Source organism: Pseudoflavonifractor sp. HCP28S3_F10 (assembly GCF_052065415.1).
In the GTDB taxonomy this organism is placed as follows: Bacteria; Bacillota; Clostridia; order Oscillospirales; family Oscillospiraceae; genus Pseudoflavonifractor_A.
The window spans coordinates 14,274-39,884 of record NZ_JBQHUB010000014.1; the positions used below are offsets into that span (position 1 = coordinate 14,274).

Below are 25,611 nucleotides of genomic sequence, written 5' to 3' on the forward strand. Positions count from 1 at the left end.
CATCATGAAAACAATGGATCAAGAAGTATTTGCGCAGCAAAATGCATTTGGCCTTGGGACGGAGAACACGGCCTATGCCCGGTATTTCAGCGGGCAGTCGTATCTGAATCCGCTGACGAAGCCGGAAAGCGGGCTTTTTTGGGCAAATGTCACTTTTGAGCCGGGATGCCGGAATAACTGGCATATCCACCACGCGAAAAAAGGCGGCGGCCAGCTGCTGATCTGCACCGCCGGTGAGGGGTGGTATCAGGAGGCGGGGAAAGCGCCGGTGCCGCTCACTGCCGGCACGGTCATTACCATCCCGCCCGAAGTCAAGCATTGGCATGGCGCGAAGAAAGACAGCTGGTTCTCCCATATCGCCGCAGAGATCCCCGGAGAGGATACCTCCAACGAGTGGTGCGAACCGGTCAGCGAGGAAGAATATAACGAATTGGAGAAATGCTGAAATGAGCAAGAAACTGGTAGCCTATTTTTCTGCAAGCGGCACGACGAAAGAGGCCGCGGAACGTTTGGCAAAGGTTGCAGGCGCAGACCTGTTTGAGATCAGGCCCGTTGTCCCTTATTCCAAAGCCGACCTGAACTGGATGGACAAAAACAGCCGCAGCAGCGTGGAAATGAATGACCCGGACTCCCGCCCGGAAATCGCCGAAACGATCCCCAACATGGCGGATTACGACACGGTATTCATCGGGTTTCCCATTTGGTGGTATGTTGCGCCCCATATTATCCATACCTTCGTAGAAAGCTATGATTTTTCCGGGAAGACGCTGGTGCCCTTTGCCACCTCCGGCGGCAGTGGCATGGGAAGAACCGTGGACGAGCTGAAAAAGCTCTGCCCGAACGCGGACTGGAAAGCCGGGAAGATGATGAGCGGCGTATCTGACCAGGCGCTTGCTGCCTGGGCGGCTGAGTTTTCATGAAGCGTACAGCCATGTCAGCCTCTATTTCTTTGTTTATTGCCCCGCAAACTTTGCACTGCGCTCCGGGCAGAAAACACTTGAACAATCCCTCAGTCAGAGTTACAATCCAACCAACCTGAAACGCGAAACGCTTCCCGTCCTGAGCCGGTGAAAAGTCACCGGTTTGGGGCGGGAAGCGTTTTTGACCGCATAAATGGCCACAGGCAGCGCCGGAACCTCCCCGGAAAACGCGGCGTCAAAGATCAGATTGCCGTTCACCTGGAAAGGCAGCTGATGGCTCTCGGCGGGGGGCAGTGTGCCTTCATATCCGCGTTGGACTTCAGCACATAGATGTGATCGGCACAGAGCGCCGTGCCGGCGGAAATACGCATTGTAACAATGGCTGAATTCCATAAAAACGGCTCCTTTGAGCCATTTTTATGGAATTGCGCGGCCGCCGCCGCGCGAATAAACCGCAAAGCGGTTTATTCAGTAGACATTATGATATCAACGTTTCCAATTCTTCTATGGTCTCCACCGGGCTGGCGCAGGCCTTTCCCCGGCACAGGAAGTACCGGGCCCCTGCCGCCGGGATGGGATATGCCGCGGTAAAGGGGGCCAGCGCGGCAAGCCGCGCTTTGTCCGCCGGCGTTTTCACCAGGACCGTGAGACCAGGCCGGGGCTTTTCCCGCAGAAAGGCCGCCAGCTCCGGCGGCGTCCGCTCTGCTGCGCAGACCAGCTCCGCTGTGGGCCAAAGCTCCTCCAGCAGCGTCAGAAGGGCAACGCTGTGCCCCGCCGGGTATCCCCGGACGGCCCCCGCCAGCCAGGAGAGCTGGAGGTCCGCCGCCTCCCGCCAACGGGCCTCCCCGGTCAGCCGCGCCAGCCGGGAGAGCACCAGCGCCGCCGCAGCGTTTCCCGAGGGCATGGCCCCGTCATAGGCTTCTTTGGTACGGGTGATGAGCTGCTCTCCGTCCTTGGCGTAGGGATAAAAGCCCCCCTGTTCCCGGTCAAAAAAGAGTTCCAGCAGCAGCCCCGCCAGCGCGTGGGTCTCCTCCAGAAAATCGATACGGAAAGTCGCCCCGTAAAGCTCCAGCAGCCCCCAGATATAAAAGGCGTAGTCCTCCAGCTTGCCGGGGTGGGCCGCCTCTCCCTCCCGCCAGCGGGCCAGCAGGCGGCCATTACCATCCTTCAGGTGCTTCCCAATGAAGCCCGCCGCCCGTCCGGCGGCCTCCAGATAGCGTGGCTCATCCAGGACCAGTCCCGCCCGGGCCAGGGCCGCGATCATCAGGCCGTTCCAGGCGGTGAGCACCTTGTCGTCCCGGTGCAGGCTCGTCCGGTCTTTCCGGTAGACGCAGAGCCGTTCCCGCAGCTCTTTGATCTCCTCCGGCTCCTGCTCCCAGCCGGTCTCGGAAATCAGATTGGGGATGCTCTTTCCCTCAAAATTGCCCTCCGCCGTGACGCCGAACCGGCGGCAGAAGGCCTCCGCCCCTTCCCGGCCCAGGACTTCCGACACCTCCTCCGGGGAAAAGACATAGTACTTGCCCTCCACTCCATCGCTGTCCGCGTCCTGCCCGCAGTAAAAGCCGCCCAGGGGGTCCGTCAGCTCCCCGAGTACATAGTCCAGGGTGCGCCGGACCACCTCCCGGCAGTAATCCCGCCGGGTCTGCTGCCAGGCCTCCGTATAGGCAAGAGCCAGCAGGGCGTTATCATAGAGCATCTTTTCAAAATGGGGCACCAGCCACTGCCGGTCGGTGGAGTACCGGGAGAACCCTCCGCCCACATGGTCAAAGAGCCCGCCCCGGTACATCCGCTCCAGAGTCAGCTCCGCCATCTCGCCGGCCTGATGGTCCCCGGTCAGCCGGGCGTACCGCAGAAGGAACAGCAGGTTGTGGGCGGCAGGAAACTTGGGCGCCTGTCCAAAGCCGCCCCATTGCCGGTCAAAGGTCCGGGCAAACAGAGACACGCCCTCCTCCACCAGAGCCCGGTCCGGAATGTCCGGCTGTACCCGCTCCTCCCGGCGGAGATGCTCGGTCAGCGCGTTCCCCGCCCGGGCCAGCGCCTCCGGGTCATCCCGCCATTGACGGGCCGCCTGCCCCAGCAGCGAGAGCAGCTGCCGTCTGGGCAGATAGGTCCCCGCCCAGAAGGGCTTCTGATCGGGGGTCAGGAGCACGGTGAGGGGCCAGCCGCCCGAGCCATTCATGGCAACGCAGGCCGCCATATAGGCCGCGTCCACATCGGGGCGCTCCTCCCGGTCCACCTTCACGGGGATGAAGTCGCGGTTGAGCACTGCCGCCACATCCTCCGACTCAAAGGATTCGTGGGCCATGACATGGCACCAGTGGCAGGTGGAATAGCCGATGCTCAGAAAGATGGGCTTATCCTCCCGCTGTGCTTCTTCCAGGGCTTGGGCTCCCCAGGGGTGCCAGTCCACGGGATTCTCCGCGTGCTGGAGCAGATAGGGAGATTTTTCACGTTGCAGCTGATTTGGCATGATGATTCCTTTCGTCCGCGTATTCAAAGCTGGCGCGGCAGTCCGTGTGTTCAAACAGGAGCGTTCCCCCGGACCAAAAGCGGTAGCGCATGTCTGTGCAGAGGCTTTCGTGGATGGTGCGGCCCATGCTGCCCTCCGCGGGGGCCCGCAAGGGATGCCCCTCCCCTCTCAGCCGCTGGGCTGTCAGGCGGTACTTTCCCTGCCGGATCGCCGCGCCGGCGGCGGACCAGTGTTCCACCCGGGCGCCCCGGTAGGTGGCCAGGCGGTATTCCCGCCCACCGTAAAGCACCGCGCAGATGCAGCCGGTAAAATGCCCCGCCGCCAGAGGGATGGTGGCGATGGAGAGCATCAGGCTGCCGCGCTGCGGCTCCCGCCAGGCGCACTGGGTCCAGAGGTAGGCGCCGGGAAAGGAGCGGCCCCGGTCAGTCTCAATATATCCCATACCATCGGAAAAGTCCATCCGCTTCCCGTTCAGATCCAGCATTCCCTCCAACGAGTGTCCCATGCTGATGACTCCATGGGAACACTCCATGCCGGGAAGGAAGCGAAACGGGCCCATGATGTCCGACCTGAGGGGGGCAAACGGTCCATAGCACAGCACACCATGGAGCGAAAGCCCATCCTGCTCCACATTCAGGCATGCTTCTCCGCGCCCGAAAAGGCTCTCTCCCAGTTGGATTTGGAATATCCGTTCAGAGGCGCGAAATTCTGTGTCCGGATATTCCACCCACCATGTGCGCCCCTCTGTGATGACCTGAAGCGAGGCACTGCGCCGCCCGCCGCGGTCGATATGAACGGCCGGGATCAGGGCAAGGGCTCCGCCCTCCCCTGCCTGTTGCTTCAGGTACCATCCCTCGAAGTATGGTCCGCGCTTTCCTGCGCCATGATAATACGTTGTCATCTGCTCACCCGGGCAGTCCGCATACCGCCGCTACACGTCGTTGTTCCGGATCGACTGTTTTTTTGCGTTCCGGTTCTGATTCTGGTTTTCACGGGTCAGGGGCGTCTGCCCGTTCGCTTTTTCACGTCTGACTTCCTTGGGATCGGGCTGGCTGTCCTTCGGCATCCCTCTGCCTCCTTTACATTACATGATATGGTTTTCCACTTTGGAATCGAGGATCTGATACCCCATTTTTTCAAGCTGTTTTCCGATACGGCTGCTCTCAACGCCCGTAGTGTCAAAATCCACGGCGACGCGGCCGGAGCTTCCGCTGATGCTGACGGAAAGCACGCCCGGCAGAGCGTCCAGTTCCCGCTTGATCTCCCTGCTGTCGTGCTGATCCTTGATGTGGCCCAGTGTAAAATAGGCGCTTGCTTTTGCCATTACGCTCACCTCCCCGTTAGTATGAGCAAAATGGCCCCGTTTATGAGAAATGGCCTCCCCCGCAAATGAAAAATGCGCTCCCCATGACTGGGGAGCGCGCTTTTTTACCGTTTTCGGTCCGGAACGTTACATTTGACGGATCATCCGGTATCCCACGCCGATATGGGTCTGGATGTACCGGGGATGGGCGGCGTCCGGCTCCAATTTCTTGCGCAGCGTGGCCATAAAGACCCGCAGGGAGGGCAGCTCAGTGGACATGTCGGCGGAGGAGAGGCCCCAGATCTCGCTGATGATATAGTTATGAGTCAGCACTTTTCCGGTATTCTTGGCCAGCAGGCACAGCAGCTTGTATTCAATGGGGGTCAGATGCAGCTCCTGACCATCCCGGTAGGCGCACCCGGCGGCGTAATCGATGACCAGGCCGCCGTTCTCATAGCGGGCCGCTTCATCGCTGGTCTTCTGTCCGTCGTACCGCACCCGGCGCAGGGCCACCCGCAGCCGGGCCAGCAGCTCCTCCACCGAGAAAGGCTTGGTCAGATAGTCATCCGCTCCCGCGTCCAGAGCCGCCACCTTGTCCCGGTCATCAGACCGGGCGGATACCACGATGATGGGCATATTGCTCCAGGAGCGTATCTTTTTGATGATCTCGATGCCGTCCATGTCGGGCAGTCCCAGATCCAGCAGCATTACATCCGGCCGGTAGGACAGGGCGTCCATCACCGCCTGGCTGCCGTTTTTGGCCCGGTGGAACTGGTAATTCTGAGTTTCCAGTGTTGTGGCGATCAGATTGCCCACGGCGGTATCGTCCTCCACAAACAGGATCTGCGGTTTATTCATACGGTTTTACCTCCGATGCCCGCAAGGTAAAGCGAAAGATCGTTCCTTGGGGATGATTGTCAGCTACCTCGATTTTTCCTCCGTGGGCGGTCACGATGGATTTGCAGAGGGAGAGTCCCAGGCCCAGGCCCCGGCGGCCGTCTCCCCGCTCGTTGTTAGCCGTATAGAACATATCGAAGAGCTTCTCCTTGGCTTCGTCCGAAATCCCCGGTCCGTCGTCGGAGATCTCCACCACCACCAGCTGATTGGACTTTCTGGCCGCCAGGGTGATATGAGAGCCCTCCGGCGTGTATTTGATGGCGTTGTTCACAATGTTGATGACCACCTGCACCATCAGCCGGGCGTCCATATCCGCCATAAGCATGTCGTCGGGCAGCTCGGTCCGGATATGGTGTTTGCCGGCGTTCCGGTCCAGATGGGACAGAGCCTCGGCGAAAATATCCTCCAGCAGCTCCGGCTCGATATTCATGTTGATGCGGTTGTCCTCTATTTTGGTGATGGAGAGCAGGTTCTCCACCAGATTGATCAGCCACATGGCATCGTCGTAGATGGCGGTAAAGAGACTTTGCCGCTTTTCCGGCTCCAGCCGGTCCGCGCGCTCCATCAGGATGTTGGCGTTGCCGGAGATGCTGGTCAGCGGGGTGCGCAGATCGTGGGAGATGGCACGCAGCAGGTTGGCGCGCAGCGCCTCCTGATCCGCCTGTGCCTCCACCCTCTGCTTTTCCCGCATGGTGATCTCCTTCTCCAGCGCCAGCCCGCACTCATCCAAAAGCGCCACCATCAGGTTTTTCTCAAACGAGAGCAGGGGGTGGCTCCCCTCCGCGGCGATCCCCACCACGGCCAGGGCGCCTCCGGTGCCCCGGATGGACAGGTACAGGCATTTCGCATTGGGCAGGGTATTGGTGGTGGCACCGGCATGCTTATTGTTTTTCAGCACCCACTCCGCCACCGCCTCTTCAGAGGGAGTCAAAAGCGGAGAGAGGTCGGTCTCCTCCGCAAAGGGAAAGCGCATGGCCGGCAGAAGCCCGCCCTGCCCGTCCGCCTGGTAGACCACCAGATCCCGCTCCAGCAGATGGCCCAGCTGCTGGGCCGCAACGGTCAAAATGGCCTCCGCCCCCTCGGCGGTCTGCAGCTTATGGCTGGATTCCAGCAGGATAGCGGTGCGGTAGGCCTTGTCCGCGTTCATCTTCGCCTGTGTCTTGACCCGGATGGTCAGGGAACTGCTGAGAAGGGCCACCAAAAACATGATGCCGAAGGTGGCGATATAGCTGGGATCGCTCCGCAGGGTGAAATAGGGCGCCGTGAAAAAGAAATTGAAGATCAGTACCGAGAGTAGCGACGAGAGCAGGCTGTAGCTGCGTCCGGTCGTGACCATGGAGATCACCAGGACCCCCAGCAGATACAGCAGGATGATGTTGGTATCGGATATCCCAAGGGAACTGAAAAAGTATCCGCCCAGAGTACACAGGACCAGAATGGCCAGTGTTTTCAGCAGATCCCAGGCAGAAAACCGCTCCTGCGCCGCACGGCGCCGCTCCCGCCGGGAGGCTCCCCCGCCGCCGTACTGGTCCGGAATGATGTAGATATCCAGATCAGGGGCCAGCTCGTTGAGCCGGTCTACCAGATTTTTATCCAGCCGCAGGCCCCAGCGCCTGGGGCTGCGGCCCAGCACGATCTTGGAAATGCCGCTGATGCGGGCGTATTCCGCGATCTGCACCGCAGGGTCGTCCCCGTAGGTAGTGGTGATCCTGGCGCCCAGCTCTTCCGCCAGATGCACATTGGCGCTGATCCGCCTCCGGTCCGCCTCGGATAGGCCGGCAAACTCCGGCGTCTCCACAAAGAGGGCCGTAAACGCGCCGTGAAAAGCCTTGGCCATCCGGGCGGCGGTCCGGATGACCTTGGCGTTGGAGGGAGAGCCGGACAGGCAGATCAGGATATGCTCCCCGGCTTTCGGCTTTTCACCCCCCTCAAACCAGGGTGCCGCGTCCAGACGGTCCGCCGTACGCCGCAGGGCGATCTCCCGGAGGGAAGCCAGGTTTTTGTTGGTAAAAAAGTTGCCCATGGCCCGGGCAGCCTGGTTTTTCCGGTAGATCTTTCCCTCCCGCAGCCGTTCCAGCAGATCGGCCGGCTCCAGATCCACCAGTTCCACCTGGTCGGCGGAGTCAAACACGCTGTCCGGGATACGCTCTGCCACCGAGATACCGGTGATGGAAGCCACCATATCATTCAGACTCTCCAGATGCTGAACATTGACGGTGGTATAGACGTCGATCCCCGCCCGCAGCAGCTCCTGCACGTCCTGATACCGCTTGATATGGCGGCTGCCCACGGTGTTGGTATGGGCCAGCTCGTCCACCAGGATGAGCTGGGGACGCCGCGCCAGCGCCGCGTCCAGGTCGAATTCCCGCAGCTTGATCCCCTTATACGGAATGACCTTGACAGGGAGCTGTTCCAGCCCATCCAGCAGCGCCATGGTCTCCGGGCGGGTGTGGGGCTCGATGTAGCCCGCCACTACGTCCACCCCGGCGGCTTTGGCACGGCGGGCCGCCTCCAGCATGGCGTAGGTCTTGCCCACCCCGGCGGCATAGCCAAAAAAGATCTTCAGTTTTCCTCTTCCGGAATCCCCGGCCTGCTTCAGGCTGCGCAGCAGCTGGCCGGAATCCGGGCGACAGTCGTCCGGCATGGGAGGCCCCCCTTAGATCTGAGATATTTCTGCTGTCACAATACGTTCCGATGGAGCGCTGCGGCGCTCCACCGGAAATACGAATCGCAGCAATGTCTGAATACAGTCAGAAGTGCTGAAAACGGTCCTTTGACTGCATATCGAATCGTGCGGCAGCTGCCGCATGAACAGACCGTAAAGCCATTGATTCAGCGACATTATCATAGCACATTTCTGCCTGAAGTATCGCAATAATCTTGTTTTTTACAGACACCCGCCTCTGTGGGGGCCCCTTTTTTCTGCCCGGCGGCCCCTTTTTCTTCTTCATCCCCGTCAGGAGTGATACCGACCTCACTCAAAAAGCGATCCAGGCGGTCAATGGCAAAATAACCTGCCACGATGGCAAACACAACGCCGCCGATCAATACCACAGCTTCCATATCCATCCCTCCCGGAGGCATATATCCGCTTATCCTGTTTCCATTATAAGAGAAAACACCTATGGGTGAGATTTGCATTTTTACCGGGGCATTAAGATTGTATAAACGCCGGTTTGTTCTTAATCTCTTTGGTTTTATTGTGATGCTGATCCTGCTGTACCGGGATGCGGTCTGCCTGGACCGGGACATCATCGACAGCGTCGGTACCCTGTCCGCCAGAGTGAACCAGGAGATGCCGCTGTGCTTCTTCGGCACCATCGATGCCCGGGAGACGGCGGAGCTCACCCTCCGGATGGATGACGGTGGGGCCGGAGCGGCGGTTCGATTTCACCCGGGGCGGCTCGGCGGAAAAGCTCTTTCTGAAGCTGCTTTTTCCCGTGGACGCCCGCTCATGGCCGGTCTGTCCTTAACGGGCCGGTCTGTCCGACAGATCCCCTGATGGGAAAAGGACCCGGAGGCAGTCTCCGGGTCTTTTTTTCTGCCTGCCGCCACAGAGTGTACCGCCCGCGCCCGCTCTGCTCAGCCCGGGGCTCTTTCTTAATGCAATCTTAACGCCCCGCAGAGAACCCTAACAAAGTTCTCATCCTTTCAATGCTATAATAATATCAATCTTTATACTTTCTTATGGTCGTCTTTCAGAGGAGGCCTTGCCCCTGTGTTAAAGGAAAAGCTTCAGACGGCGTTTGTGCCCTTTTGGAAAAGTGACCGGGTGTCCCCCGCCCGTGTCATCATCATCGGTTTTCTTCTTCTGATCCTGTTTGGAACGGCGCTGCTGATGCTCCCGTTCGCCACACGGGAATGGGGCGGCGCGTCTTTCTTCGACGCTCTGTTCACCGCCACCTCCGCCACCTGCGTCACCGGGCTGGTGATCCACGACACGGTACGCTACTGGTCCGGATTTGGCCAGCTGGTCATTTTGTTTTTGATCCAGGTGGGCGGCATGGGCGTAGTGACCATGGCTGTCGCCATCTTTATCTTTTCCGGAAAACGGATCGGACTGAAACAGCGCTGGGTCATGCAGGAATCCATCTCCGCGCCCCAGGTGGGCGGTATCGTCCGTATGACCGGCTTCATTTTAAAGACCGCCTTTGCCATTGAAGGGCTGGGCGCCGCCATTCTGGCGCTCCGGTTCTGCCCCCGGTTCGGCCCGTGGCGCGGCCTGTGGTACGCGGTATTTCACGCGGTCTCCGCCTTCTGCAACGCCGGATTTGACCTGATGGGGCGTGAGGCTCCTTTTTCTTCCCTGACCGCCTATGTAGGGGATCCCGCCGTCAATCTGGTGGTCATGCTGCTGATCGTGGTGGGCGGCCTGGGCTTTTTGACCTGGCAGGACATCGCCTCCCACCGCTTCCGCTTCAAGGAATACAGGCTGCAGAGCAAGCTCATCCTGGTCACCACCGCCGCTCTGCTGCTGTCCGGTTTTCTCTTTTTCCTGTTTTATGAGTTCCGTCTGCCTCAATGGAGCGGATTGTCCCGTGGTGAGAAGGCGCTGGCAGCGCTGTTCCAGTCCGTTACGCCCAGGACTGCCGGTTTCAATACGGTGGATCTGTCGCAGCTGTCCGAACCCAGCCAGCTGCTCACCATCCTGCTGATGCTCACCGGCGGCTCACCCGGCTCCACTGCCGGCGGCTTCAAGACCACTACCCTGGCGGTACTGCTGCTCAGTGCCGCCGCGGTGTTCCAGCGGCGGCGCAGCGCCCAGTGCTTTGGGCGCCGGGTCCAGGAGTCCGCGCTCCAGAGCGCCTGCGCCATTTTTCTCCTGTATCTCCTGCTTTTCCTCGCGGGCGGTATGCTGATCTGCTGTATCGACCGCGTTCCTCTGATGGACGCCCTGTTCGAAGCGGCGTCCGCCATTGGCACCGTTGGCCTGTCTATCGGGGGCACTGCGCGTTTCTCCACGGGATCCAGATTGATCCTGATCTTTCTCATGTATTTTGGCCGCGTGGGCGGCCTTACCCTCATCTATGCCGTCACGGCTGGGGGCGGAACATCTGCCTCCCAGTTCCCCCAGGAACAGGTAACTGTGGGATAAGACAAGCTGCCAGGAACGCCTGTTTCCTGTTGAAACAGAAAGGAATCTGTATATGAAATCTGTACTTTTGATCGGACTGGGCCGCTTTGGGCGGCACATGGCCGGAAAACTGCGGGAACTGCACCACGAGGTACTGGCTGTGGACCGGAACGAACAGCGGGTCAACGATATCCTGCCTCTGGTGACCAACGCCCAGATCGGAGACAGCACCAACGAGCAGTTCATCGCATCGCTGGGCGTACGGAACTTCGACCTGTGCGTGGTGGCCATCGGCGATGATTTTCAGAGCTCGCTGGAGACCACCGCCCTGCTGAAGGAGCATGGCGCTCCCTTCGTATTGGCCCGGGCCGCCCGGGACGTGCATGCCAAATTTCTGCTGCGCAACGGCGCTGACGATGTGATCTACCCGGAAAAACAGATGGCCTCCTGGGCCGCGGTTCGGTACAGCGCCGACCACATTTTCGACTACATTGAATTGACGGACAACCACTCTATTTTTGAGACGGCGGTCCCCGCCTCCTGGGTGGGAAAGACCATCGTGGAGCTGGCGGTCCGCCAAAAGTATCACATCAATGTTCTGGCGACCAAGCACAACAGCAATCTGGAGCCTCTGCCCGGCCCTACGCACTGCTTCAGGCCGGATGAAACGATCTTTATTCTGGGCAGCAACCGTGACGCCCAGAAATTCCTGAACCTGTAACAAAAGGCCAGACGGTATGCGCGTCAACTCCGGCGGGCACACCGTCTGGCCTTTTGTCAGCTCTGCCGCAAAACGCAATGGCAAAACAAGTGCCGGCATGATAGAATGGTCTTGCCCGCTCCCCATCGGAGTCGGGTAAAACAGGGCCCGCGCGGGCCCGAAATGAGGCTACTGCTATGATAAAAATACTTTTCGTGTGCCACGGCAACATCTGCCGCAGCCCGATGGCGGAATTTCTAATGAAGGATCTGGTGAAAAAAGCCGGGCTGGAGGACTGTTTTTCCATCGCCTCCGCCGCCACCAGCACGGAGGAGATCGGCAATCCGGTCTATCCTCCCGCCCGCCGCAAACTGGCCGAGCACGGCATCAGCTGCGCCGGCAAGACGGCCCGGCAGATGACCCGCCCGGACTACGACGCCTATGACCTGCTCATCGGCATGGACGGCGCCAACCTGCGCAATATGCGCCGCCTCTCCGGGGGCGACCCGGCGGGAAAGTGCTCCCTGCTGCTGGACCACACCGGCCGCCCCGGCGATGTGGCCGACCCCTGGTATACCGGGGATTTCGACGCCACCTGGCGGGACGTGCTTTCCGGATGCCGCGCCCTGCTGGAGGAGCTGGCCCCAGGGCAGGCCTGACCCGCGCCTGTTTTTCCACCCCGCCCCGAAAGGATGTGTACACCGTGATCTACGCCACAGGAGATACCCACGGCTGCTTTCAGCGCTTCTCCACGCGGAACTTTCCCGAGCAGCGCTCCATGAGCCGGGAGGACTATGTCCTTGTGCTGGGTGATTTCGGCGGTCTGTGGGACAACTCTCCCGAGTCCCGGCACTGGCTGGACTGGCTGGAGAAGAAGCCCTTCACGCTCCTTTTCGTGTGCGGGAACCACGAGAATTACGACCTGCTGTATGCCCTCCCTACAGAGGAATGGCACGGCGGCCTGGTGCGCCGTGTGCGGGAAAACGTCCTCCACCTGGCCCGGGGGCAGGTGTTCTCCATCGAGGGGCACACCTTTTTCACCATGGGCGGCGCCCGGAGCCACGACATCAAAGACGGCGTCCTCTCCCCCGACCGCCCGGACTTCCGCCGGGAAAAGCGGCGGCTGGACCGGCTGCGGGCCGAGTACCGCGTGGAGCACCAGAGCTGGTGGAAGGAGGAGATGCCCTCCCCCGCCGAATATGACGCCGCCAGGAAGGCGCTGGAAGCGCGTGACTGGAGCGTTGATTACATCCTCACCCACTGCGCTCCTACCAGCGTGGCCAAAGCCATCTGTCCGGACTATGAGGCGGATGAGCTCACCGGCTTTCTGGAGGAGGTCCGCGGGCGGGCCCGTTTCCGGTATTGGCTCTTCGGCCATTACCATGACAATCGCTCTCTGGATGGGAAATACATCCTCCTCTGGGAGCAGATCGTCCGGGTGTTGTGATTCGGGATCCCATCCGCGCATTGTCATAAGTGCTGAATTTTTCGAATCAGAGCTTGCTTTTTTTGCTCCCGTGTCGTATACTCTTCTTAAGACTTTGGCGGCTCTCCCCCGCCGCCGGTATCGGAGCTTGAGAAAGGAAGGTATCCCTTATGGAGAAAACGAAGATCCTGCTGATTTGCGGCAGTCCCCGTCCCAAGAGCAAATCCGCTACTTACGCCGGCCTGCAGGCCGCCATGGAGGGCGCCCAGGCCGTGGAGGGCGTGGAGGTGGAGCTGGTGGAGCTCTTCCGCCGTAAGATCGCCCCCTGCATCCACTGCAACAAGTGCCTGCGGGACGATTCCGACCGCTGCACCGTGTTCCACGACGACATGGACGAACTTTACGACAAGTTCTTCCAGGCCGACGGCATCATCATCGGCTGCCCGGTGTACGACATGAACGTCACCGCCCAGCTGGCCCAGTTCTACAGCCGCTTCCGCTCCTCCTGGAAGCTGAGCGTTGATGATCCCACCTTCTTCCAGTACAAGGTGGGCGCCGCCCTCACCGTGGGCGGTACCCGCAACGGCGGCCAGGAGAACGTGATCCGCTCCATCACCAACATCTTCGCCACTCACGGCATCAACATCTGCACCTGCGGCGGCGGCGTGTACGGCGGCGCCATGCTGTGGAGCCCCGGCGACGGCTCCGGCATCATGGATGACCCCACCGGCATCGCCAACTGCAAGGCTTTGGGTGAGAAGGTGGCCCAGGTGGCCAAGGCCCTGAAGGCCGGCCGGCCCAGCGTCTGATCCGATTGAATAAAGCAACGCGCGTCCGCCGTGCAAAAACGGCGGACGCGCTCTTTTTCCGTTTGATACTGATTTCAAATAAAATGCTTTATTTGAAATCCCGTGTGCTGCGCACGCTCGTGGCGCACATGCGTGCGTCACGGCGTCTCATAAAACCCGACGCGCTTTGCGCTATAAAAAGCTTTTCAAGCTTTTTAACAGGTTTTAGTATGAACGGTCTATTTGTCTCCGTCTCCGTCTCCGGCCTTCTCTGCTTCTTTCTGCCGGAGCACTGCGTCCCGCATGGCGATGGTCTCCTCCAGCGTCCGGGCCGGGCGGGCGTTGATGCGGGCGCTCCACTCCTCTGCCCAGCAGGCGATCTCCTTCAGTCCCTCCTCGCTGAGGGGGAAATACCGCTTCTCCTCCACGGTGCTGAATTCATAGCCCCAGGGACCCTCCCAGACCTGGGCCGCCAGGTTGTCCTCCTCCGGGTCCACCCGGTAGCGCATCCGCCCGTCGCTGGCCGTCCAGAAGTTCCCGTTCTGAAAATGGGAGAGGACCGGTAAATAAAGCTCCGCCATGTCCGCCACTCCTTTGTTCCTGTTTACTGAGATGATACCATATTGGCTGCCAAAAAACAATGCGCCGGTCTGGGCCGGCACATACAGAACATCCCCGGCGGCTACGGCCGCCGGGGACCTTGTTCTTTCACGAATGCTCAGTTCTCCGCATAGCGGGAGAGGAACTGGCGGGTCCGCTCCTCCCGGGGGTGCTCGATGACCTGCCGGGCGGGACCCTGCTCCACGATGACGCCGCCGTCCATAAAGATGACCTGGTCGGCCACATCCCGGGCAAAGGCCATCTCGTGGGTGACGATGACCATGGTGGTCTTTTTCTCAGCCAGGCTGCGGATGACCCGCAGCACCTCGCCGGTGAGCTCCGGGTCCAGCGCCGAGGTGGGCTCGTCAAAGCAGAGCACATCCGGATGCATGGCCAGGGCCCGGGCAATGGCTACCCGTTGCTGCTGGCCGCCGGAGAGCTGGTGGGGATAGTGGTCGGCACGGTCGGACAGCCCCATCTGGGCGAGGAGCTCTCTGGCCTGCTTCTCGATCTCCGCCAGGATCTGCTTCCGGTTGGCCTTATAATCAGGCCGCTCCTGGGCCAGCAGCTCGCTGGCCAGGGTCACGTTCTTCAGCGCCGTATACTGGGGAAAGAGATTGAAGGACTGAAAGACCAGCCCGAAGTGGAGCCGCTTCCGCCGCACCTCGGCGTCCCGCTGGGTGGCCGGGTCGGCAGCGTCAAAGAGCAGCTCGTTTTTCACCGAGATGGTGCCCGCGTCCGGGGCCTCCAGGAAATTCAGACAGCGCAGCAGCGTGGTCTTGCCCGAGCCGGAGGAGCCGATGATGGCCAGGGCCTGCCCCTCCTCCAGGGTAAAGCTGATATCCTCCAGCACCCGGGTGGCGCCAAAATGCTTTTCGATATGGGATACTTCCAGAACAGACATGTCAGCGCCTCCTTACTTAAAATAGTCCAGCTTCTTCTCGAACCAGCCGAAGAGCAGGGTGAGAAGGCCGTTGACCACCAGATAGAACACGGCGGTGTAGAACAGGGGCCAGATCATGCCTTTTTTGATAAAGGACTCGCCCATCCAGATGATCTCGTAAACCGAGATGACCCGCACCAGGGCGGTATCCTTTACCAGAGTGATGAACTCGTTGGACATGGGGGGCACGATGCGCTTGATGACCTGGAGCAAAGTGATTTTAAAGAAGATCTGGCTTCTGGTCATGCCCAGGACCTGGCCGGCCTCATACTGCCCCCGGGGCACGCTCTGGATGCCGCCCCGGAAGATCTCGGAGAAATAGCAGGCGTAGTTGATGACGAAGGACACCAGCGCCGCCGTAAACCGGGGCAGGAGAGGCAGATGGAACAGAAGTCCGGGGCCGTAGAAGATGATGAGGATCTGGATCATCAGAGGCGTACCACGGATGACCCATACCACCGTCTTCACCAGCGCCCGCAGCGGGGTGAAGCGGCTCATGGAACCGAAGCTGATCACCAGGCCCAGGGGCAGGGCGAATACCAGCGTCAGCGCAAAGAGCTCCAGCGTGGTCACCAGGCCCTTCAGAAGAGTGAGCGTAACAGTCGCAAGCATGGCGGACACCTTTCTTATATCCGGGAAAAGGCAGAGAGCGTCTGGGCTCTCTGCCTGTTTATTTCCCCGAAAATGATCGTTCGGTCTTTACTTCTCGATGACAGACTCCTGCACGCCGTAGGTGGTGGCGGTCTCCATCACGGTACCGGCGTCATAGGCTTCCTTCCAGAAGCTGTTGAAGGCATCCGCCAGATCGGAGCCCTTGCGGAAGGCCACGCCGTACTCCTCGCTGTTGAGCTGCACGGTGTAGGTCAGGTCAGGATAGCTGGTGCCCTCGCCGATCATGGCGCCGGCCATCAGCAGGTCGATGACACAGGCGTCGGAGGCGCCGGAGGCCACTTCCATCAGGGCGTCGGCCTGGGTCTGCTTGGCCACGTAGGGCAGATTGAGTTCGTCCAGCTGCTTGGCGCCGGCGGAGCCGTTCTCCACGGCGAAGCTCAGGCCGCTCAGGCTCTCCACGGTCTGGTAATCAGCGGCCCTGTCGGCGGCCACCACCACCACCTGGCCATTGTTGCAGTAAGGCTCAGAGGTGGCGGCGCCGGCCTTCACCTCTTCGGTGAGGGTCATGCCGTTCCACACGCAGTCAATGCCCTTGGTCTCCAGCTCCATCAGCTTGTTGTCCCAGTTGATCTCCAGGAACTCCACCTGGACGCCCAGGCTCTCAGCGAAGGCCCTGGCCATGTCTGCGTCAAAGCCGATCCACTCGCCGGCGTCATTCTTGTAGTCCATGGGCTCGAAGTCGGTCATACCCACCACCAGGGTGCCCTTGTCCTTCACATAGGCCACATCGCTGTCAGTGACCTTGATATCGGTAGGGGCGTCGGTACCGCCGATAGGCGCTTCACTGGGCTTGGCAGCCTGACCGCCGGAGCAGGCGGCCAGCGAGAGCCCCATAGCCCACGCCAGGGCCAGGGCAAGCAGTTTCTTCTTCATATGCGATTCCTCCGTAAGTACATGTTAATGCGGCTCACTGCCGCGGCGTTGCTTTAGTATATTAACATATTGAAGAGGTTTTGTGAAGGGGGAACCGCGATTTTTTCAATTTCTTTTTTTCCGCGGGACTCCATCTCATTTTTTTGCCGGAAAACCGCATCCTGCAGGACACAGGACATACCTTTAAAAACAGAAAGCGGAGCGCTCCGCCGCTCCGCTTTCTGTCCTTACTCTTCTTTCAGCAGCGTCCGGGCCTTCTCCCACTCCTCGGGACGGTTGGCGTTAAAGAGGGACCGCTCCAGGTCGAAGCCGGTCAGCTCTCCCTCGTCCACATAGGCCACGGTCACAAAAGGAAACAGCCCCTTGACAAAGGAGCGCCGTCCCTCCTCCAGGCTTCTGGTGACCACAGGCAGGCAGGTCCTCCGGTACAGGGCGAAAAGGGGCTCCACCCGTCCGTCGGTCCGGCGGATGATGCACACGTCGGCCTCTCCCATTCGTCCGGCCAGGAGCCGGGCCAGTCCCTCGTCACCGAAGGGCATGTCCACCGCCGTCAGGAACACCGCGTCTCCCTTCAGGGCGGTAAGGGCGGCTTCCAGCCCTGCCATGGGGCCGGCGCCGGGATGGAGGTCGAACAGGGCAGGTACCCCTGCCGGCAGGGGCCGCTCCTCCGTCCCCACCGCCACGGCCACGCCGCCAAACACGTTCCGCCAGCGCTCTACGCCCCGCTCCAGCAACGTACCGCCCTCCACCGGCAGAGTGCCTTTATCTCTTCCCATCCGGCTGGATCTTCCGCCGGTAAGGATCACTGTCGTAACATTCAATCCCGGGACCTCCTTGTCCGCGCACCCTCTGTACCGGGAGGGCAGCGTCTGTCTGCGCTATCCCCATTTTAACAGACCCCGCCGGGACTGGCAAGTTTTTCCCCCCGAATAGAACCCCCGTTTTTTCCATATCCTCTACATTGTAAAACACAGCGATTCAACCTTTGTACTTGTACTGGAGGAACTGCCATGAAAAAACTGGCCGCGGCCCTGCTGGCCGCTTCCCTGTTGGTCCTCCCCGCCGCCGCGGTGGCCGGCGCCCCTCAGGTGGAGGCGGGCGCCGCCGTGCTGATGGAGAAGGAAACCGGCGCCATCCTCTATGAGGATCACGCCCACGACAAGCTGGAACCCGCCAGCGTCACCAAGGTGATGACCCTGCTGCTGGTCATGGAGGCCGTGGACAGCGGCCGCCTTTCTCTGGACGATATGGTGACAGTATCGACCCATGCCGCCTCCATGGGCGGTTCTCAGGTCTATCTGAAGGAAAACGAGCAGATGTCGGTCAATGACATGCTCAAGGCCGTCACCGTGGTGTCGGGCAACGATGCCGCCGTGGCCCTGGCCGAGCATCTCTGCGGCAGCGAGGAGGGCTTTGTGGACAAGATGAACCAGCGTGCCGCCCAGCTGGGCATGGCGGACACCTGCTTCGTCAACTGTACCGGCCTGCCCGCCCCCGGACACCTTACCTCGGCCCACGATATCGCTGTTATGAGCCGTGAGCTCCTGTGCCATCCCAAGATCAAGAAGTACTCCACCATCTGGATGGACTCCATCCGGGACGGGGCTTTCCAGCTTTCCAATACCAACAAGCTCATCCGTTTCTACGAGGGGGCCACCGGGCTCAAAACCGGCTCCACCGACGCGGCGGGCTACTGCCTCTCGGCCACCGCGGAGCGGGACGGCATGGAGCTCATCGCCGTGGTGCTCAAATCCCCCACCTCCGCCCAGCGCTTTGAGAGCGCCAAAAGCCTCCTGAATTTCGGCTTTGCCAATTACACTCTGATGGATGTGTGTCCCGCCCAGGCCCTGCCCCCCGTCCAAGTGCTGCTGGGACAACGGGAGACAGTCCAGCCCCGGCTGTCCCAGTCCAGCCGCATTCTGGTGGAACGGGACCAGGTCAATGCGGTGACCACCGAGCTGGAGCTGTGTGAGGACGTGGAAGCCCCGGTGGAGGAGGGGCAGATCCTGGGCCGGATGGTGGTCCGCGTTGGAGAAGAGGAGCGGCAGACCATTCCCATCGTCGCGGAGGAAGCCGTTGCCCGCATCACCATACCGGGTATTTTTTTACAATTTCTTTCCCATCTCTTTATGGCAGCCTGATTCTCGGGGAGAGAGCGTCTTATTTCGCTCTCTCCCCAGCTTTTTGCCCACTTTTTTCTCTCTTTTGTCCCCTTAAGTGTTTTATAGAAGAGACAGTGCCACGGCCTTGACGCTCCCAAATTTATGTTGTATAATTTATACAAATAGGTGAGAAAGACTCCTATTGCTTATTATCACCTATGACAACAAAAAACATCCCTTTTCTACTTTATCCGGGTGTTTTTTTGCCAAGGAGAGAATGCCTATGAATCAGCCCTCAATGCTTCCCCCCGCCTTGACCTCTTTTCTGAATGGACAATCCGTCCGTGCGCAGGAATATCTGGGGTCTCACGCCGAATGCCGGGATGGTACGGACGGTTATGTGTTCCGGGTGTGGGCGCCCCGTGCGGAATCGGTGGCCGTCATGGGAGATTTCAACGAGTGGAATGTTTCCGACCATCCCATGTCTCCCATCGGCGGCGGCGTGTGGGAGGGGTTCGTGCCCGGCCTGCAGCGGTTTGATACTTATAAATACGCCGTCCATACCCGGGATGGCCGGGTCCTGGCCAAGGCCGATCCCTATGCCTTCCACGCCGAGACCCGTCCCGGCACCGCCTCCAAGCTCTATGAACTGGGCAGCTACCAGTGGGGCGACGACGGCTGGCTGGCGTGGCGCAAAAAGAACCCTGTTTACCACCGCCCGCTGAATATCTATGAAGTCCACCTGGGCTCCTGGCGCCGCACAGGCGAGGACGAGTTCCTCAGCTACCGGGAGATGGCCCGGTATCTGGTGCCCTATGTGAAGGAGATGGGCTTCACCCATGTGGAGCTGCTCCCCGTCACCGAGCATCCGCTGGACGCCTCCTGGGGTTACCAGTGCACCGGTTATTTCGCGGCCACCAGCCGCTTCGGCACCCCTGACGACTTCATGTATCTGGTGGACCAGCTCCATCAGGCCGGCATCGGCGTCATTCTGGACTGGGTGCCCGCCCACTTCCCCAAGGACGCCTTCGGCCTGTATGAATTTGACGGTACCCCCTGCTATGAGTACGCCGACCCCCGCAAGGGCGAGCACGCCGACTGGGGCACCCGGGTCTTTGACTACGGCCGCAACGAGGTCCGCTCCTTTCTTTTCTCCTCTGCCCTGTTCTGGCTGGAGCAGTACCATATCGACGGCCTGCGGGTGGACGCGGTGGCTTCCATGCTCTATCTGGACTACGGCCGCAGCGGCGGCGCATGGTGCCCCAACGTGTTCGGCGGACATGAGAACCTGGAGGCGGTGGACTTCCTCCAGAAACTCAACGGGCACATCTTCCTGGACCACCCCGACGTAATGATGATCGCCGAGGAGTCCACCGCCTGGCCCCGGGTATCCCACCCGGTGGGCGAGGGCGGCCTGGAGGGCGGCCTGGGCTTCAACCTGAAGTGGAACATGGGCTGGATGAACGACATCACCCACTACATGAAGCTGGACCCCTATTTCCGGCAGTTCAACCACAGGGACATCACCTTCTCCCTGATGTACGCCTTTTCCGAGAATTTCGTGCTCCCCCTCTCCCATGATGAGGTGGTGCATATGAAGGGCTCCCTCATCGGCAAGATGCCGGGCACCGACGAGGAAAAATTCCCCGCCGTGCGGGCCTTCTATACTTATATGCTCACTCACCCGGGCAAGAAGCTGATCTTCATGGGCTCCGAGTTCGGCCAGTTCCACGAGTGGAAGTTCGACCACTCCCTGGACTGGCACCTGCTGGACCCGGAGCAGGATTACGCCCAGCGCCACATCCGGCTTCAGGGCTTCTTCCGCTCGGCCAACCAGTTCTACCTGGCCCACCCCGAGCTGTGGGAGCTGGATTTCTCCTGGGAGGGCTTCCAGTGGGTCTGCGCCGATGACAACCAGGCCAACTGCGCCTCCTTCCTCCGCAAGGACAAAAAGGGACATTTCCTTCTGACCATCTGCAACTTCTCTCCCATCCACCGGGAAGGCTACCGCCTGGGCGTGCCCGACCCCGGCCGGTATGAGGTGGTCTTCAACACCGACGACGAGGCCTTCGGCGGAGCCGGTCTGGGCGACCGCAAGCCCATCAAGTCGGAGTATGTTCCCTGCCACGGCATGGAGCAGTCCATCACCATTGACCTGCCTCCCATGAGCGCGGTCATCCTGCGCTGTGTCAAGAAGTTCCCCCGCCGCCGCAAAAAGGAGGATATTGCCCTCAAGGAAAAGCCCGCGGCCAAGACGGCCAAGGCGGCCAAAAAGCCCGCCAAAACAGCTGCCGGGAAAACCGCCAAAAAGGCCGCCCCCAAGAAAGAAAAAGCCTGAGGATTCCCCAGGCAATATAGAACCGCTGACAGAAGAGAGGAGTTGTGTATCCGCTGACAAAGCCGGGCCGCGGCGCGGCCCGGTCTGGCCGGGAGAGGGATCTGGCCAGGCAAGTACAAATAACGCTAGAGGTGAACGTGTTATGAAAAAGGAATGTGTCGCCATGCTTCTGGCTGGCGGGCAGGGCAGCCGTCTCTATGCTCTGACCAGCCACGTGGCCAAGCCCGCCGTACCTTTCGGCGGAAAGTACCGTATCATCGACTTCCCGCTGTCCAATTGCGTCAACTCCGGTATCGACACCGTGGGCGTGCTGACCCAGTACCGCCCCCTGGAACTCAACGCCTATCTGGGCAACGGCCAGCCCTGGGACCTGGACCGTTCAGACGGCGGCGTCCATATCCTCCCGCCCTACATGCGGGAGGGCGAGCAGGGCACCTGGTACAAGGGCACTGCCAACGCCATCTATCAGAACATGGGCTTTATCGAGCTCTATGACCCGGACTATGTGGTCATATTGTCGGGCGACCACATCTACAAGATGGACTATTCCAAGATGCTGGCCCAGCACAAGGCCACCGGCGCCGCCTGCACCATCTCGGTGCTGGAGGTCACGCTGGAGGAAGCCACCCGCTTCGGCATCATGAACGTGGACGAGAACGACGTCATCTACGAGTTCGAGGAGAAGCCCAAGCATCCCAAGAGCACCCTGGCCTCCATGGGCATCTACATCTTCACCTGGTCCAAGCTGAAGGAATACCTGATCGCCGACGAGGCCGATGAGAAGAGCTCCAACGACTTCGGCAAGAACATCATCCCCGCCATGCTGAATAACCAGGAGAAGCTGGTGGCCTACCGCTTCAAGGGCTACTGGAAGGACGTGGGCACCATCGACTCCCTGTGGGACGCCAACATGGATATGCTCTCCCCCGACAACGGCATCGACCTGTATGATACCGAGTGGCCCATCTTTGCCCGTACGCCCACCAAGCCGCCCCACTTCACCAGCCCCAACGCCAGGGTATCCCACGCCATGGTCACCGGCGGCTGCGAGGTCTACGGCAATGTGGAAAACTCGGTACTCTTCCACTCGGTCATCGTGGAGGAGGGCGCCAACGTGCGCTACTCCATTCTCATGCCCGGCACTGTGGTCAAGGCAGGGGCCGTAGTGGAGTACGCAATCGTGGCGGAAAATACCGTCATCGGCCGGAATGCCCGGGTGGGTACGCCGCCCACACCGGAGAGCGCCGGCCAGTGGGGCGTTGCCGTCATCGCCCAGAACCTGGAGATCGGTGACGGTGCGGTGGTCCCCGCCAAAGCCATGATCACCACCAATGTGAAAGGAGGCGATGAGAGATGACCAACAGCCTGCACGGCATCATCTTTGCCTATCGCTCCAATCCCGACCTGCGTGAGCTGACCCAGCCCCGCAACACCTGCTCCGTCCCTTACGGCGGGCGCTACCGCGTGGTGGATTTCATGCTCTCCAATTTTGTCAACGCCGGAATCACCGACGTGGGCCTCATCGCTCACGCCAATTATCAGTCCCTGCTGGACCATGTAGGTTCCGGCAAGGATTGGGATCTTTCCCGCAAGCACGGCGGCCTGCGCATCCTGCCCCCCTTCAGCTATGCCGACAAGCGGGGCGACGGCAATTACCACGGCCGCATGGACGCCCTGGCCGGTGTCTATTCCTACCTCCAGAACATCCGGCAGGAGTATGTGGTGCTGGCCGGAGGCGACCTGGCCGTCAACCTGCCCCTTGCCGATATCTTTGAGTCCCACATCCAGAGCGGCGCCGACGTCACCGCCGTGTGCACCTCGGTTCTGAAGGGCCAGCCCCGCAGCTGCGACTACTTCACTGCGGACGCCGACGGGTTCGCCACCGACGTGGCCGTTCATCCCACCGAGGCCGCCGGCCTGGAGTCCCTGGAAGTGTACATCATGAGCAAGAAGCTGCTTCTGAGCCTGGTGGACCACTGTGCCGCCCACAATATCTCCTCCTTCAGCCACGGTGTGCTCCAGTCCATCATCCACACCCACAGGATCCATATCTACCAGTTCGACGGTTATGCCGCCCGGCTGCAGTCGGTCTCCGGCTATTTTGCCCGCAGCATGGAGCTGCTGGACCCCGCTGTCCGCGCCCAGCTCTTTGTGGATGACCGGCCCATCAAGACCAAGGACCAGTCCAACCCGTCCACCTATTACGGCCCTGACGCCAAGTCCATCAACTCCCTGGTGGCCGATGGCTGCGTCATCGAGGGCGAGGTGGAAAACTGCATCCTCTTCCGCGGCGTGCGGGTGGAGAAGGGCGCCCGGGTGTCTCACTGTGTGCTCATGCAGGGCACTGTCATCCAGGAAAATGCCGTACTCAAGTACACCATTACCGATAAAAACGTCCGCGTGACCCCCGAACGGATGCTTATGGGTCACTCCACCTATCCTTTAGCCATTGCCAAGAACGAAATCGTATAGGAATTTGACATTATATCCTGCATGAAGCGAGAGACGAAGCTGTTTTTTCAACACTTCGTCTCTCGCCCTACCCGGAACCTTCTGTTATACTGGAGATACATCTCTTCTCATTCATTTTAACCACGCGCTTAAAATGAATGTGCACTGTACTGTGTGAAAGGAGCGTCCCCCCTTTATGAATATTTTCTTTGCTTCTTCTGAGGTAGCCCCCTTCATCAAGACCGGCGGACTGGCCGATGTGGCCGGCAGCCTGCCCAAGGCCCTGGCTGCCCTGGGCCATGACGTGCGTGTCATCCTGCCCCTCTATGAGGGCGTCAGCCAGGAGTGGCGCGACCAGATGACCTATCTGTTCCATTTCCATGTCACCCTGGCCTGGCGCACCCCCTACTGCGGCATCTTCGAGCTGAAGAAGGACGGCGTGACCTATTACTTCGTGGACAACGAATACTACTTCAAGCGTGCCGGCCTGTACGGCCACTATGATGACGCAGAGCGCTTCGCCTTCTTCTCCCGCGCCGTGGTGGAGACTCCCGCCCATCTGGACTGGCACCCCGATGTGCTCCACTGCAACGACTGGCAGACCGCCCTGTCCACCATCTACCTGCTGGAGGAGCGGACCCGGGTGCCTCAGCTCTATGGTACCAAGTCGGTCTTTACCATCCACAACATCGAGTACCAGGGCCGCTACGGCCGGGACCTGATGGTAGACCTCTTCGGCCTCAACGAGGGCTATTTCAACGAGCACATGCTGGCCTACCACGGCGATATCAACCTGATGAAGGGCGCCATCTACGCCTCCGATTATGTGACTACCGTGTCCCCCACCTATGCCGTGGAGCTCCAGTATCCCTTCTATGCCCACGGCCTGGAGGGCGTCATCGGCGACAACCGGCACAAGATCCGCGGCATCCTCAACGGCATCGACACCGCCCTCTACGATCCCGCCGCTGACCAGGGGCTGGCCGCTCCCTTCTCCGCTGACGACCTGAGCGGCAAGGCCGCCTGCAAGACCGCCCTGCAGCGGGCTGTGGGTCTGCGTGAGGACCCCAATGTTCCCATCATCGCCTGCGTCTCCCGCCTGGTCAAGCACAAGGGCTTTGACATGGTCACTGCCGCCATCCACGACATCATGGCCATGAATGTACAGATGGTGGTCCTGGGCACCGGCGACTGGAATTATGAGGAGGCTTTCCGTCACGCCCAGGCCCAGTATCCCGGCCGCTTCTCGGCCAACATCATGTATTCCGGCGCGCTGTCCACCGCCATCTACGGCGGCGCCGACCTATTCCTTATGCCCAGCGAGGCCGAGCCCTGCGGCCTGAGCCAGATGATCTCCATGCGCTATGGCACCCTGCCCGTGGTGCGTGAGACCGGCGGCCTGAAGGATTCGGTCCGTCCCAACGGTGTGGCGGGAGCCACCGGCTTCACCTTCGCCGATATCAATGCCCATGACATGGTGTGGGTCCTGAACTCCGCTGTGGACCTCTACTACAACAACAAAGAGGCCTGGAAGTCCATCCAGCACACTGCCATGACTGCCGACTTCTCCTGGAACCACTCCGCTCAGGACTACCTCCAGGTCTACCGCTGGGTCACCAACTACGAGGAAAGCGTCCCTTTTGAGGAGCCGGCTCCGGCGCAGGAAATCCCTGCCGCGGAGCCTGTGGCTGAGCCCGTCGCCGGGCCTGTGGCCGAAACCGCCGATGCTCCCGTCGAGCCCGAGGCGGCGCCTGTGGCCGAAACCGCTGATGCTCCCGTCGAGCCCGAGGCGGCGCCTGTGGCCGAGGCCGGGCCCGCCGCGAAAAAGCCCGCTGCCAAGCGCACCGCCAAAAAGGCCCCGGCAGAGAAGGCCGCCGCTCCCAAGCGGACCAGCAAAAAGGCTCCTGCCAAGAAGGACGCGGCCGAAAAGAAGCCCCGCGTTCCCCGCAAAACCGCCGCAAAAAAGAAACCAGAAGCGGAAAAATAAATTTTATACTGGCGATTTTACGAATTTTCTCCTGTTTATCCCCTGTTCCGTACATTTTGTACAGTCA

26 protein-coding genes are annotated in these 25,611 nt (G+C 60.5%); 13 read left to right on the forward strand and 13 right to left on the reverse strand.

What is annotated here, in order from left to right; genetic code table 11:
* The first annotated feature begins 4 nt into the window (after window positions 1–4).
* Window positions 5–445, forward strand: a complete 441-nt coding sequence (locus ACTNBZ_RS07630; RefSeq protein ID WP_441209073.1) for a cupin domain-containing protein — start codon at window positions 5–7, stop codon at window positions 443–445.
* A 1-nt stretch (window position 446) separates the two neighbouring features.
* On the forward strand, window positions 447–920 hold the full coding sequence (locus ACTNBZ_RS07635) for a flavodoxin (RefSeq protein WP_441209074.1): 474 nt from the start codon (window positions 447–449) through the stop codon (window positions 918–920).
* Window positions 921–1,019: 99 nt separating this feature from the next.
* On the opposite strand, the gene ACTNBZ_RS07640 is transcribed toward ACTNBZ_RS07635, so the two are convergent.
* From ACTNBZ_RS07640 to ACTNBZ_RS07675, 8 genes are all read right to left on the reverse strand, one after another.
* Entirely contained in the window at window positions 1,020–1,313 is a 294-nt protein-coding gene (locus ACTNBZ_RS07640; protein WP_441209075.1) for a hypothetical protein, read from the reverse strand.
* Window positions 1,314–1,398: 85 nt separating this feature from the next.
* On the reverse strand, window positions 1,399–3,390 hold the full coding sequence (locus ACTNBZ_RS07645; RefSeq protein ID WP_441209076.1) for a thioredoxin domain-containing protein: 1,992 nt from the start codon (window positions 3,388–3,390) through the stop codon (window positions 1,399–1,401).
* Window positions 3,368–4,291: a tocopherol cyclase family protein gene (locus ACTNBZ_RS07650; protein ID WP_441209077.1), complete on the reverse strand. Its 924-nt coding sequence runs from the start codon at window positions 4,289–4,291 to the stop codon at window positions 3,368–3,370. The genes ACTNBZ_RS07645 and ACTNBZ_RS07650 overlap by 23 nt, the downstream gene beginning before the upstream one ends.
* A gap of 30 nt (window positions 4,292–4,321) precedes the next feature.
* A complete protein-coding gene (locus ACTNBZ_RS07655) occupies window positions 4,322–4,456 on the reverse strand; it encodes a hypothetical protein (RefSeq protein WP_441209078.1) in 135 nt (44 codons plus the stop codon).
* A gap of 18 nt (window positions 4,457–4,474) precedes the next feature.
* Window positions 4,475–4,714: a heavy-metal-associated domain-containing protein gene (locus tag ACTNBZ_RS07660; RefSeq protein ID WP_441209079.1), complete on the reverse strand. Its 240-nt coding sequence runs from the start codon at window positions 4,712–4,714 to the stop codon at window positions 4,475–4,477.
* A 126-nt stretch (window positions 4,715–4,840) separates the two neighbouring features.
* Window positions 4,841–5,551 carry a response regulator gene (locus tag ACTNBZ_RS07665; protein WP_441209080.1) on the reverse strand — a complete coding sequence of 237 codons (711 nt, stop codon included), beginning with the start codon at window positions 5,549–5,551 and terminating at the stop codon, window positions 4,841–4,843.
* Complete coding sequence (locus tag ACTNBZ_RS07670; protein WP_441209081.1) at window positions 5,544–8,234, reverse strand: DUF4118 domain-containing protein; 2,691 nt, start codon at window positions 8,232–8,234, stop codon at window positions 5,544–5,546. The genes ACTNBZ_RS07665 and ACTNBZ_RS07670 overlap by 8 nt, the downstream gene beginning before the upstream one ends.
* Before the next feature lie 200 nt (window positions 8,235–8,434).
* Window positions 8,435–8,653 (reverse strand): hypothetical protein, encoded by a 219-nt coding sequence (locus ACTNBZ_RS07675; RefSeq protein ID WP_441209082.1) that lies wholly within the window; start codon window positions 8,651–8,653, stop codon window positions 8,435–8,437.
* A 142-nt stretch (window positions 8,654–8,795) separates the two neighbouring features.
* Between ACTNBZ_RS07675 and ACTNBZ_RS07680 the strand changes: the two genes are divergently transcribed.
* From ACTNBZ_RS07680 to ACTNBZ_RS07705, 6 genes are all read left to right on the forward strand, one after another.
* On the forward strand, window positions 8,796–9,092 hold the full coding sequence (locus ACTNBZ_RS07680; protein ID WP_441209083.1) for a hypothetical protein: 297 nt from the start codon (window positions 8,796–8,798) through the stop codon (window positions 9,090–9,092).
* Between the two features lie 216 nt (window positions 9,093–9,308).
* Window positions 9,309–10,685, forward strand: a complete 1,377-nt coding sequence (locus ACTNBZ_RS07685; RefSeq protein WP_441209084.1) for a TrkH family potassium uptake protein — start codon at window positions 9,309–9,311, stop codon at window positions 10,683–10,685.
* A 52-nt stretch (window positions 10,686–10,737) separates the two neighbouring features.
* Window positions 10,738–11,385 carry a potassium channel family protein gene (locus tag ACTNBZ_RS07690; RefSeq protein WP_441209085.1) on the forward strand — a complete coding sequence of 216 codons (648 nt, stop codon included), beginning with the start codon at window positions 10,738–10,740 and terminating at the stop codon, window positions 11,383–11,385.
* Window positions 11,386–11,561: 176 nt separating this feature from the next.
* Window positions 11,562–12,023, forward strand: a complete 462-nt coding sequence (locus ACTNBZ_RS07695) for a low molecular weight protein-tyrosine-phosphatase (RefSeq protein ID WP_441209086.1) — start codon at window positions 11,562–11,564, stop codon at window positions 12,021–12,023.
* Window positions 12,024–12,067: 44 nt separating this feature from the next.
* Complete coding sequence (locus ACTNBZ_RS07700; RefSeq protein ID WP_441209087.1) at window positions 12,068–12,811, forward strand: metallophosphoesterase family protein; 744 nt, start codon at window positions 12,068–12,070, stop codon at window positions 12,809–12,811.
* Between the two features lie 149 nt (window positions 12,812–12,960).
* Window positions 12,961–13,599 carry a flavodoxin family protein gene (locus tag ACTNBZ_RS07705; RefSeq protein WP_441209088.1) on the forward strand — a complete coding sequence of 213 codons (639 nt, stop codon included), beginning with the start codon at window positions 12,961–12,963 and terminating at the stop codon, window positions 13,597–13,599.
* Between the two features lie 218 nt (window positions 13,600–13,817).
* On the opposite strand, the gene ACTNBZ_RS07710 is transcribed toward ACTNBZ_RS07705, so the two are convergent.
* From ACTNBZ_RS07710 to mobA, 5 genes are all read right to left on the reverse strand, one after another.
* A complete protein-coding gene (locus tag ACTNBZ_RS07710) occupies window positions 13,818–14,159 on the reverse strand; it encodes a hypothetical protein (RefSeq protein ID WP_441209089.1) in 342 nt (113 codons plus the stop codon).
* Between the two features lie 137 nt (window positions 14,160–14,296).
* Window positions 14,297–15,082, reverse strand: a complete 786-nt coding sequence (locus tag ACTNBZ_RS07715; protein ID WP_441209090.1) for an amino acid ABC transporter ATP-binding protein — start codon at window positions 15,080–15,082, stop codon at window positions 14,297–14,299.
* Window positions 15,083–15,094: 12 nt separating this feature from the next.
* Window positions 15,095–15,733, reverse strand: a complete 639-nt coding sequence (locus tag ACTNBZ_RS07720; protein WP_441209091.1) for an amino acid ABC transporter permease — start codon at window positions 15,731–15,733, stop codon at window positions 15,095–15,097.
* Window positions 15,734–15,820: 87 nt separating this feature from the next.
* Entirely contained in the window at window positions 15,821–16,666 is an 846-nt protein-coding gene (locus ACTNBZ_RS07725) for a transporter substrate-binding domain-containing protein (RefSeq protein WP_441209092.1), read from the reverse strand.
* Window positions 16,667–16,893: 227 nt separating this feature from the next.
* Window positions 16,894–17,487, reverse strand: coding sequence for a molybdenum cofactor guanylyltransferase (gene mobA / locus ACTNBZ_RS07730; RefSeq protein WP_441209093.1), 594 nt, complete (start codon window positions 17,485–17,487; stop codon window positions 16,894–16,896).
* Between the two features lie 189 nt (window positions 17,488–17,676).
* Here mobA and ACTNBZ_RS07735 point away from each other — a divergent pair, with 189 nt between their 5' ends.
* The 5 genes from ACTNBZ_RS07735 to glgA all read left to right on the forward strand — a co-directional run bounded on the left by ACTNBZ_RS07735 (window position 17,677) and on the right by glgA (window position 25,544).
* Entirely contained in the window at window positions 17,677–18,807 is a 1,131-nt protein-coding gene (locus tag ACTNBZ_RS07735; protein ID WP_441209094.1) for a D-alanyl-D-alanine carboxypeptidase family protein, read from the forward strand.
* A gap of 244 nt (window positions 18,808–19,051) precedes the next feature.
* Complete coding sequence (gene glgB, locus ACTNBZ_RS07740; protein ID WP_441209095.1) at window positions 19,052–21,106, forward strand: 1,4-alpha-glucan branching protein GlgB; 2,055 nt, start codon at window positions 19,052–19,054, stop codon at window positions 21,104–21,106.
* A gap of 142 nt (window positions 21,107–21,248) precedes the next feature.
* A complete protein-coding gene (locus tag ACTNBZ_RS07745; RefSeq protein ID WP_441209096.1) occupies window positions 21,249–22,463 on the forward strand; it encodes a glucose-1-phosphate adenylyltransferase in 1,215 nt (404 codons plus the stop codon).
* Window positions 22,460–23,578 (forward strand): glucose-1-phosphate adenylyltransferase subunit GlgD, encoded by a 1,119-nt coding sequence (glgD, locus tag ACTNBZ_RS07750; RefSeq protein WP_441209097.1) that lies wholly within the window; start codon window positions 22,460–22,462, stop codon window positions 23,576–23,578. Before ACTNBZ_RS07745 ends, glgD begins: the two co-directional genes overlap by 4 nt.
* 175 nt (window positions 23,579–23,753) lie before the next feature.
* A complete protein-coding gene (gene glgA, locus ACTNBZ_RS07755; protein ID WP_441209098.1) occupies window positions 23,754–25,544 on the forward strand; it encodes a glycogen synthase GlgA in 1,791 nt (596 codons plus the stop codon).
* Window positions 25,545–25,611: the final 67 nt, after the last annotated feature.

Excerpts from the sequence above, each read along its gene's own strand:
- ACTNBZ_RS07680 (WP_441209083.1), top strand. The coding sequence starts at position 8,796 with ATGCTGATCCTGCTGTACCGGGATGCGGTCTGCCTGGACCGGGACATC.
- ACTNBZ_RS07690 (WP_441209085.1), top strand. The coding sequence starts at position 10,738 with ATGAAATCTGTACTTTTGATCGGACTGGGCCGCTTTGGGCGGCACATG.
- ACTNBZ_RS07635 (WP_441209074.1), top strand. The coding sequence starts at position 447 with ATGAGCAAGAAACTGGTAGCCTATTTTTCTGCAAGCGGCACGACGAAA.
- ACTNBZ_RS07745 (WP_441209096.1), top strand. The coding sequence starts at position 21,249 with ATGAAAAAGGAATGTGTCGCCATGCTTCTGGCTGGCGGGCAGGGCAGC.
- glgB (WP_441209095.1), top strand. The coding sequence starts at position 19,052 with ATGAATCAGCCCTCAATGCTTCCCCCCGCCTTGACCTCTTTTCTGAAT.
- ACTNBZ_RS07660 (WP_441209079.1), bottom strand. The coding sequence starts at position 4,714 with ATGGCAAAAGCAAGCGCCTATTTTACACTGGGCCACATCAAGGATCAG.
- ACTNBZ_RS07710 (WP_441209089.1), bottom strand. The coding sequence starts at position 14,159 with ATGGCGGAGCTTTATTTACCGGTCCTCTCCCATTTTCAGAACGGGAAC.
- ACTNBZ_RS07630 (WP_441209073.1), top strand. The coding sequence starts at position 5 with ATGAAAACAATGGATCAAGAAGTATTTGCGCAGCAAAATGCATTTGGC.
- ACTNBZ_RS07675 (WP_441209082.1), bottom strand. The coding sequence starts at position 8,653 with ATGGAAGCTGTGGTATTGATCGGCGGCGTTGTGTTTGCCATCGTGGCA.
- ACTNBZ_RS07720 (WP_441209091.1), bottom strand. The coding sequence starts at position 15,733 with ATGCTTGCGACTGTTACGCTCACTCTTCTGAAGGGCCTGGTGACCACG.
- ACTNBZ_RS07705 (WP_441209088.1), top strand. The coding sequence starts at position 12,961 with ATGGAGAAAACGAAGATCCTGCTGATTTGCGGCAGTCCCCGTCCCAAG.
- ACTNBZ_RS07640 (WP_441209075.1), bottom strand. The coding sequence starts at position 1,313 with ATGGAATTCAGCCATTGTTACAATGCGTATTTCCGCCGGCACGGCGCT.
- ACTNBZ_RS07715 (WP_441209090.1), bottom strand. The coding sequence starts at position 15,082 with ATGTCTGTTCTGGAAGTATCCCATATCGAAAAGCATTTTGGCGCCACC.
- glgD (WP_441209097.1), top strand. The coding sequence starts at position 22,460 with ATGACCAACAGCCTGCACGGCATCATCTTTGCCTATCGCTCCAATCCC.
- ACTNBZ_RS07655 (WP_441209078.1), bottom strand. The coding sequence starts at position 4,456 with ATGCCGAAGGACAGCCAGCCCGATCCCAAGGAAGTCAGACGTGAAAAA.
- ACTNBZ_RS07650 (WP_441209077.1), bottom strand. The coding sequence starts at position 4,291 with ATGACAACGTATTATCATGGCGCAGGAAAGCGCGGACCATACTTCGAG.
- ACTNBZ_RS07665 (WP_441209080.1), bottom strand. The coding sequence starts at position 5,551 with ATGAATAAACCGCAGATCCTGTTTGTGGAGGACGATACCGCCGTGGGC.
- ACTNBZ_RS07735 (WP_441209094.1), top strand. The coding sequence starts at position 17,677 with ATGAAAAAACTGGCCGCGGCCCTGCTGGCCGCTTCCCTGTTGGTCCTC.
- ACTNBZ_RS07725 (WP_441209092.1), bottom strand. The coding sequence starts at position 16,666 with ATGAAGAAGAAACTGCTTGCCCTGGCCCTGGCGTGGGCTATGGGGCTC.
- ACTNBZ_RS07695 (WP_441209086.1), top strand. The coding sequence starts at position 11,562 with ATGATAAAAATACTTTTCGTGTGCCACGGCAACATCTGCCGCAGCCCG.
- glgA (WP_441209098.1), top strand. The coding sequence starts at position 23,754 with ATGAATATTTTCTTTGCTTCTTCTGAGGTAGCCCCCTTCATCAAGACC.
- ACTNBZ_RS07645 (WP_441209076.1), bottom strand. The coding sequence starts at position 3,390 with ATGCCAAATCAGCTGCAACGTGAAAAATCTCCCTATCTGCTCCAGCAC.
- ACTNBZ_RS07670 (WP_441209081.1), bottom strand. The coding sequence starts at position 8,234 with ATGCCGGACGACTGTCGCCCGGATTCCGGCCAGCTGCTGCGCAGCCTG.